The 333-nt window shown below is 42.3% G+C and carries 1 protein-coding gene; it reads right to left on the bottom strand.

Features of this window, described 5'->3' with window-relative positions:
* The coding region (locus ACYVTD_RS16870; RefSeq protein WP_461248803.1) for a polyprenyl synthetase family protein at positions 1 to 333 on the bottom strand (333 nt) is incomplete at both ends.

Below are 333 nucleotides of genomic sequence, written 5' to 3'. Positions count from 1 at the left end.
AGCCCAATGTTTTTTGAAAACGTCCCCAACTTTTCATATTGCTCAACATCTGCTCCTGCAACAATCCCACCAACCCAGACGCTAGCCGTTATCAAAGCACCAGTTTTAAGCAAATTCATCTTAGCCAGCTCATCTAAGTTATAGTTCTCACCAAATATGTCAAGTTCTTGCCCCTTAACCATCTTAGTCGAAGCAACAGATATCGTCTGTATGCATTCCAAAACAATATAAGGATTAACTTGGCTCTCTAAACATGCTTCATACGCTAGCGACTGCAACGCATCCCCAGCCAAAAGTGCAATAGGCTCACCAAACTTTTTATGAACAGTGGGC

It is taken from the genome of Treponema sp. R6D11 (assembly GCF_054786075.1).
The sequence above is the reverse complement of the archived record's forward strand: the minus strand, read 5'-3'. Positions and strand labels throughout refer to the sequence as shown.